Origin of the sequence: Pseudomonas sp. TAE6080 (assembly GCF_018732265.1) — a bacterium.
Taxonomy (GTDB): domain Bacteria; phylum Pseudomonadota; class Gammaproteobacteria; order Pseudomonadales; family Pseudomonadaceae; genus Aquipseudomonas; species Aquipseudomonas brenneri.
The window spans coordinates 1-1,518 of the sequence record NZ_JAHIDY010000090.1; the positions used below are offsets into that span (position 1 = coordinate 1).

Consider the following 1,518-nt stretch of genomic DNA (forward strand, 5'->3'; position numbering starts at 1 on the left):
TTGTCACTGATACCCCAGGTACCGATACCGATAACACCACCACCGTGACGTTGACGGCTCCGTCTGAAGTGAGTGAAGGCGGCAAGATCACCTACACCGCCACCCTGAGCAACAAGGCTGGCACCGACGTCACCCTGACTCTGGATAACAAACAAACCATCACCATCAAGGCCGGTGAAACCGTCGGTACCGTGACGGTTGATGCTCCGGGCGATGACGTGTTCATCGACAAGAGCACCCAGACGGTCCAGATCACCGGGACCGATGGCGGCAACTTCGAGAAATTGGAAGTGGCCGGTAACGGCGCAACGACGCAGATCAACGACACTATCGACAAAGTCGATGTAGTCCTGACGGCCACCAAAACCGTGGGTGAAGGCGGCGAGATCGTCTACACCGCGACTCTGGTCGACAAGGATGGCAAGCCGGTGACCAACACCACTGGCCCGCTGACGGTGACCCTGGATAACAACCAGACCATCACCATCGGCGTGAATCAGTCGAGCGGTACTGTTTCGGCTGTGGCACCGGATGATGTGTACAAAGGCGACCAAACCGTTACGACCGGCATCAAGGAAGTGACTGGCGGCGAGCATTTCGAAAATCTGGTTCCAGGTACTGACAAAGTCACCACGATTGTCACTGATACCCCAGGTACCGATACCGATAACACCACCACCGTGACGTTGACGGCTCCGTCTGAAGTGAGTGAAGGCGGCAAGATCACCTACACCGCCACCCTGAGCAACAAGGCTGGCACCGACGTCACCCTGACTCTGGATAACAAACAAACCATCACCATCAAGGCCGGTGAAACTGTCGGCACCGTGACGGTGGACGCTCCAGGCGATGACGTGTTCATCGACAAGAGCACCCAGACCGTCCAGATCACCGGGACCGATGGCGGCAACTTCGAGAAATTGGAAGTGGCCGGTAACGGCGCAACGACGCAGATCAACGACACCATCGACAAAGTCGATGTGGTCCTGACGGCCACCAAAACCGTGGGTGAAGGCGGCGAGATCGTCTACACCGCGACTCTGGTCGACAAGGATGGCAAGCCGGTGACCAACACCACTGGCCCGCTGACGGTGACCCTGGATAACAACCAGACCATCACCATCGGCGTGAATCAGTCGAGCGGTACTATTTCGGCTGTGGCACCGGATGATGTGTACAAAGGCGACCAAACCGTTACGACCGGCATCAAGGAAGTGACTGGCGGCGAGCACTTTGAAAATCTGGTTCCAGGTACTGACAAAGTCACCACGATTGTCACTGATACCCCAGGTACCGATACCGATAACACCACCACCGTGACGTTGACAGCTCCGTCTGAAGTGAGTGAAGGCGGCAAGATCACCTACACCGCCACCCTGAGCAACAAGGCTGGCACCGACGTCACCCTGACTCTGGATAACAAACAAACCATCACCATCAAGGCCGGTGAAACCGTCGGCACTGTGACGGTTGATGCCCCGGGCGATGACGTGTTCATCGACAAGAGCACCCAGACCG

The 1,518-nt window shown here is 56.9% G+C and carries 1 protein-coding gene; it reads left to right on the plus strand.

Annotated elements, in window-relative coordinates; all coding sequences use genetic code 11:
- Positions 1-1,518, plus strand: a 1,518-nt coding sequence (locus KL786_RS29230; RefSeq protein ID WP_353844689.1) for an immunoglobulin-like domain-containing protein, incomplete at both ends; no start/stop codon positions are given.